The sequence below is a fragment of the Xanthovirga aplysinae genome (assembly GCF_009711365.1).
Classification (GTDB): Bacteria; Bacteroidota; Bacteroidia; order Cytophagales; family Cyclobacteriaceae; genus Xanthovirga; species Xanthovirga aplysinae.
Map to the genome: position 1 here is coordinate 1 of NZ_SMMB01000989.1, position 6,292 is coordinate 6,292.

The following is a 6,292-nucleotide window of genomic DNA, read 5'->3' on the forward strand; positions in this document are numbered from 1 at the left end:
CTTTACCGAAGGCGGCCGCATGCTGCATAATGACGATTTAAAAACTCTGCAGGAAGAAGTTTTCAAAGCCCTGGAAGGACAGTACAAAGGTCTGGGAGGCTTTATTATGAGCGGATGTAGTGTAGAAGAGGACGATAAAGAGCCTAATAAACATAAAATAACAGCAGGCCTGATATACTTAAATGGAAAATTCTTAGAAATAGAGGAAGCTCCAAATTTATCGGAGTTTCCCAAATACATTGTGGAAGATGTGCCCGAAATGCGAAAAAATTACCAGTTGGCAAGTGGGGGCATCGCTCCTAAAAGGAAACTTTACAAGGCAAAAGTGGTGGGTGAAAACCAATTGGAAGACAACCTATCCGAAGATGACGGACGTACCGAGTGGATAAAAATAACCCAGGAGGGAGGAACTTCCTATTTTGATGCGGTGAGGGGTTCATTTAAAGCCTTAAGTATTGGAGATGTTACGAATGATTTCAATGGGCACGCCACCTTGGATGTAGCGGGAAGTTTGAAAGTAAGCGGAGAGGTGCTGTTTGAGCAAGATGTAATTCTTAGAAATTCAGCTAGTCGTGATCCGCTGATAGTCTTTGACAACACAGGTTTTGGAAATCCCAAAAGTCAAATTATTCTGAAAGGCTTCAGCAGAGAAAACATCCTTACAACGAAATTTGAGAACTCTTATGACAAATTACTGATTGGAATCCCAGGTTCTTCTGGGGGTAGATATTATTTTACAGATGGGCATGTTGCCATTGGAACCCATACGGCTACGGAGGCACTAGATGTTGAGGGAAACATTAAAGCCACAGGCTCCGCAGCATTCGGTAACGATATAAGCGTTAATGGATATACAGCCTGGCACCAGGGAAATCTGGATCCTATAAAAAGAGGCCTTCATTTAACTGAAGGGGACAGTGATAATTTGGGTGATTCCCAAGAAGGAAGTATAGGGTACAGGTCAAATTCTACCAATTCTGTAGGATTTCCAAGCGGGTACGGCCAGCATTGGTATTTTAAAGGAGCTACTTCCGGACGTGATTTTGCCTTTTATAAAGAAAAAGACAGCCAAAATCTATTTTTGCAATCCTATAATGTGAATGGAACACCTGATGGTTGGAAAGAATTGTACCACAGCGGTAACCTTTTGTTTGCTGGGAATGGTTCAGCCACTACCATGTCGCGTTCTGATCATAACCACGATTTTATGTACAGTAGAAGAAGTTCAGCCCAGGGCAATACAGGTGAAACGGAAGGTTGGTACACCATCGCCCGATGGGGGGGAGCAAATGGAAGAGGGGCCATCAAGTTTGATGTTTATGGCTTGGGAGGAGATTCTACCCCACATAGACTATCTTTTGCGGCATTTAAATCATGGTCTAATTCGGGCTATTGTGTACAACAATTAGAAAGACAGGGGGCTGCGAATTATATTTCAGAGATAAGGGTACGAAGCTCACAAGAGGATGGGGAAGGTACCGAAACTTTTATCGATATAAAGATTAAAGGAAAGAATACCTTATATGTGGATGTTTTTTCTGGTTTCCCACAATATGCAGGAAGTGATTTGGGCACTGCTATTCCTTTTGAGCCTGCAGATAATGCAGGTGGAAGGATAGGGGTAGTGTGTCCAGTAGGTCTTCGAGTTATGGGCTTGGCCTCAGTAGAGCACGGAGATGTTTTTCATATTGACTATAAGGGGAATGCAAGCTTTATCAGCATGGCGGAAACTTCCGATCTGCGGGTGAAAAAAGACATTAGTCCATTGAATGGAGTACTGGATAAGGTAAGAGCTTTGCAGCCAATTCGTTACCATTTGGATAAGGAGGAAGAACAGGATAAACTTCATATAGGCTTTGGGGCCCAAGAGGTTAATGAGCTTTTTCCGGAAGTGGTCAAGTATCAAGAGGAGAATGATCGCTATAGTTTGCATTACAGCAATATTACCGCTATCAATACCGCCGCCATTCAGGAGACAAATGAGCGTATAGATGCCCAGCAAAGGGAAATAGAAGAGTTAAGAGAAATTTTAAACGAATTGAGGGCACCGGCCTTAAAAAAGGTAGGGAAGATGCTAAGATCTTTAAGAAAATAAGAGTAGTATCGAAAATTCAGTATAGCCTAGCTTATTTCTTTTTGAATAAAGTCTCAAATCTTTTTAAGCTTCTATATAAAGGAGTTCTACGGAAGTGGAGAGTCTTTACGAGCCTTTCCTTCTTAAAAAATTATTTGGATGAATTGGAACGGGATACCTTAGGAAGCCTCCTTATTTTATCAATTATGAGGCCCTTACCATTTATAAGGAAAAAATTGCTGCTTTGTTAGTGACTTAATAAGCACTGAATCTTTTTTAAGCCTTTCTAAGGCATCTAAAAGCTTCACTGATAAGCTGTAATAATTGACAAAAGTATTTTTCTCCCCTCATTTCTACTGTCTATAATTGTATACAGAAACGATGAAATTTTAAAACAATTAATTAAATACAATTATGGAATTCAGCATTGAAAAAGTACTTGAACTTGATGTAGCCTTAAACATGGTATTGGACAAAGACATGCCAGTAAAACTTTCTTATTGGTTAGGGAAATTGAAAGAAACCACAACTAATATCAACAAACGTTTCAATGAGGAAAACAAAAAGCTTTTGGATAAGTATGCCGAGGCTGATGAAAAGAACATGAGCTTTAGTTTCGCAACTACAGAAGATAGACAAGCTTATGACAATGAAATCAACGATTTAAAAGTACAAAAGGAAGAAGTCAAAGTTCCGGAATTGAAACTTGCAGACTTTGAGGGTATGGAAATTAAACCGGCGTTCTTTACCCTAATGAGTGGGCTGATTAAAGAAGATTAATAAATTTCTCATCTTGTCCTTTTTTATAAAGGTTATAGATGTTTAATTCCCGCGCCACAGGCATTTGCTTGTGGCTTTTTTTATGAAAAAAGTTTTGTCAAACCTGACAGTTGGAATGTGATTGTTTCTTTATGCCCAGAAGTTGGGAATGAAGCTGGGGTCAATATAAACACCATTTTTCTCAGGCCCCGGGAAGAAGCTTTACTTCCTCCCGATGTATTTCCTTTTATGGCTGGTTTTCCATCTTCTTCCTGGCTATTTGCTACCTAGCAAAAAGATTCAGAGGAATAGTTAAAAGTGTGGAGGAAGGATTACATTCAAAATTCTCACCATGTTTCCCAAAGAATGTCCAAAAGTAAATGAGCTTTATTGAAGTCGTTTACTTAATAACTTTTCCTTACTTAAGTTTTTAAGAGTTTGCCTCTTAGAAGGAAAAACCAATTAGAATAAGGTCAGGCACAAATAGTCTAAAAAGAACTGGTATCGCCCCTATACTTTTTTTTAGTCTTTGGTTGCCACTTTTTTCAATTCTCAAAAGTTTGCACCTTATCAGTATACTCAAAGAGAATTAATATGGGTTTGCCTTGTTGGATTAATTTTGTCCTTTGGCCTCAAGCTTTTCTTTTATTCTTGAGTAGGTAATTTTCCAGTTACTGTCTGCCTTTATTAATTTATAAGGCTCTAAGTCGGTTTTTGATTTCTTCTTGTTCTGCTTTGTAATTTTCAGCCTCTTCTATCAGATCTTTTAATATATTCGAGTTGCTATAAGTTCCGTTAGCCACCATAGATACATAAGATTGACTTTTCAAATTCTTACTGGCTACTCTTTTTACTGCGCCATGAGGTAGAAGATATTTCAACTTTTGATACATGCGAGCTTCTGTTTGTACTGCCATCGTTAAAATTTGTTTGAGTTAGAAATAAAGCTTAAAAATACTATAAAAAATAGTACTAAAAATTTCCTTTGTTTAACTAAAAAGTGTGGTTTGTTCTATTTAATTATTTAACCACTTAACAAATAAAATTGATTTAGAGCAAAAAATGAAATAATTTAAGTTAATTACAAAGTAAAATTTAGTATTTTTTAGTAAACTTTTAAAGTCTAAAAGTTAGGACGAAAATATAATTATATCTGTAATTTAGGTCATAGGATACAAGAATGACCCTTGGAAAGACTTATTATTAAGGAATTTTAGTAGTTTGATATTTTTTATTCTTGTCTGATTTTTCTCAACTATCTCATTATGAGAGGGGTAAGATCGAATGGTTTTTTTCTAATGTCTTCTTTTAGATTAGCTAACTGTTTAGGTATAAGCATTGATGTTTTTTTGAAGATTACCCATAGATTGAACCACAAAAGCTAACTTTAGGAAAAAGTCGTAGGTTATTTCTGATAAATATATAATTGGAAGTTAATCGGCTAGCAGAGGTCATATTCTTTAGAAATAGCTGTCGAATAGGTTTTAAAGGAGGTATAATAATATTTGTTTCCAAAACTCATTAGGAATTTTTTTAAATCAATGAGATAATTGCTGGGAAAAAATGCTTAGCTATATTCTTTAAAAAGTAGAAATCCTTTTAAAGAAACAACATTTGGTGTAAAGGGATTTGCTCCCTATATACTGGAAAATTTGGAGACAATTTTGACGAATCATTAGCCCTATATAAACCAATTGAAAAATTAATGCGAGTGAACTTAGTGTTATCTCTTTGCTCTCAAATTTATTTAATTAGTCCCTTTAATTTTATTTTCTGTACCCATAGCAAACTGACATTCATACTTGAAGTGTTCAAGATTAACTATCTTTTTTAATACCCTTGTTTTATGTATTTTCTTAGGATCTTGGTTTTTTAATTGTAGAGTTAAAGTGCTTATTTTCTTATGGAGGTCATATAAATTAATCTTTAAACTTAGCCTTATCCTTTTTAATTAAACCTTAATCCTGTTTTTCAAGTTCTTTTGCTATTTTTTAGCAGTTTTACTGACAATGTATTGTCATTGGGGGTTTTAAAGAAGGATAAAATATATGACTAACCCATCCGGTTTCCAGATTAAATAACCATAACATCTTTAGCTCTTTGTAAGAATTCCTCTCTTTCCTTAAGACCATGGTAACCTCCATTAATTGTGCGGGTTACTTTCTTTAAATCATCTTTATCAGCATATTTATTTATATTTCGGGTTTTCCAAAACCAGCAAGCAGAGGATATGGCAGTTTGAGGAGTTTCAGCTAAAATTTCAGGCTTATTAAGTAGGTCTAGTTCTAATCCTTTACCACAGTCTCTGTAGTTGGCCTTTCCAGTAATCTGGATCAATCCACGCCCCCTATACTTCCAACCTTCCCCACTTTTTTCATCTCCATTTCCCAGCCTGTTGGCATATACCAGGTTTGCAATTAATTCAGGCTTTCGAGCATATCTCTCAGCTGTTTCTTTGGTGGGAAAATATTTTCGGAAAACCTTATAAAGAGCTGTTGCACTATAATTTAAATTTTCGCTGGTAAATTTAAAGTTTCCACTTTCATGAGCCAGCTGGGCAATAAAATGGGCCACCCTTAACGGTGAATTTATTTCATATTGAGGCATAAGCTCATTTAAGGGTTGTTCATATTTTTGAATATCAATGGTAAAAGCATTTGGCATAATTTGTTGTAGCTGCAGAGTAGTGATTCCTTTAAAAGGAAGTAAGGGAATAGTAAGCAGAGTTCCAACAGAAATTTTATCGGGGTTTTTTATACCATTAGCGGCTGCTATTTCTACATATCGATTGGCGTCTCCATAAAAGCGTTTTGAAATCTTTCCTAAGGTATCACCTGTTCTTATTGTGTATTTCATATTGTTATACTGTTAAGGTGGAGTGAGGACAAAAAGGGAATTAAGGTTTAATGAGGTTTACAATAAATTCTAAATCTTTTTCATCCATCAACATTATACTTGATTGATGTAACCAGAACTTGCCTTCTGACTGTAAAAAGGTCCCTCTTAGCCATTGGTTCTCATATTGGCTGTTAAATCCTTCTGATTTCTTAAATCCAAAATATTTTAATAAATCTTCGGTAATCATACTATACTTTTTTTAAAGGCGATGCCTTAATGCTTATTATTATTAAATAATGAGTTTTAATGGGGCCAGTACTTCACTTTTTAATTTAGCACTGTGTGATCTTCTTCTCCTCTCTATACCATTAAAGGTTTTTTTGCCAGTACAGAAAAGGTTTATTCTCCTCTCTTTATAATTCCTAAGTCAAAATAGGAAGTCTAAAACCTTAGGGTTTAATTGGCTACAAGCTTATACTAAATAAGAGATAAACCCTAAATGGTTTAGTTAAAATTCAGTAATATTTAGTTTTCTTTAGCAAAAAGAAATTTTTTCCACCCCCCCGGCGAATCATGCTTACTTTTGATTGGGTAACTGAGGTATAAATAAACCTCCCTTTT

At 35.7% G+C, this 6,292-nt stretch carries 5 protein-coding genes; 2 read left to right on the forward strand and 3 right to left on the reverse strand.

The window, feature by feature from the left end:
• Nucleotides 1-2,095, forward strand: a 2,095-nt coding sequence (locus E1171_RS09735; RefSeq protein WP_187696369.1) for a tail fiber domain-containing protein, incomplete at its 5' end; no start/stop codon positions are given.
• 393 nt (nucleotides 2,096-2,488) lie between these two features.
• Complete coding sequence (locus E1171_RS09740) at nucleotides 2,489-2,854, forward strand: hypothetical protein (protein ID WP_155205813.1); 366 nt, start codon at nucleotides 2,489-2,491, stop codon at nucleotides 2,852-2,854.
• 671 nt (nucleotides 2,855-3,525) lie between these two features.
• Here E1171_RS09740 and E1171_RS09745 read toward each other — a convergent pair.
• The 3 genes from E1171_RS09745 to E1171_RS09755 form a co-directional block, all read right to left on the reverse strand.
• A complete protein-coding gene (locus E1171_RS09745; protein WP_155205814.1) occupies nucleotides 3,526-3,750 on the reverse strand; it encodes a hypothetical protein in 225 nt (74 codons plus the stop codon).
• A 1,156-nt stretch (nucleotides 3,751-4,906) separates the two neighbouring features.
• Nucleotides 4,907-5,689 (reverse strand): glycoside hydrolase family 19 protein, encoded by a 783-nt coding sequence (locus E1171_RS09750; protein ID WP_155205815.1) that lies wholly within the window; start codon nucleotides 5,687-5,689, stop codon nucleotides 4,907-4,909.
• Between the two features lie 40 nt (nucleotides 5,690-5,729).
• On the reverse strand, nucleotides 5,730-5,918 hold the full coding sequence (locus E1171_RS09755) for a hypothetical protein (protein ID WP_155205816.1): 189 nt from the start codon (nucleotides 5,916-5,918) through the stop codon (nucleotides 5,730-5,732).
• Nucleotides 5,919-6,292: the final 374 nt, after the last annotated feature.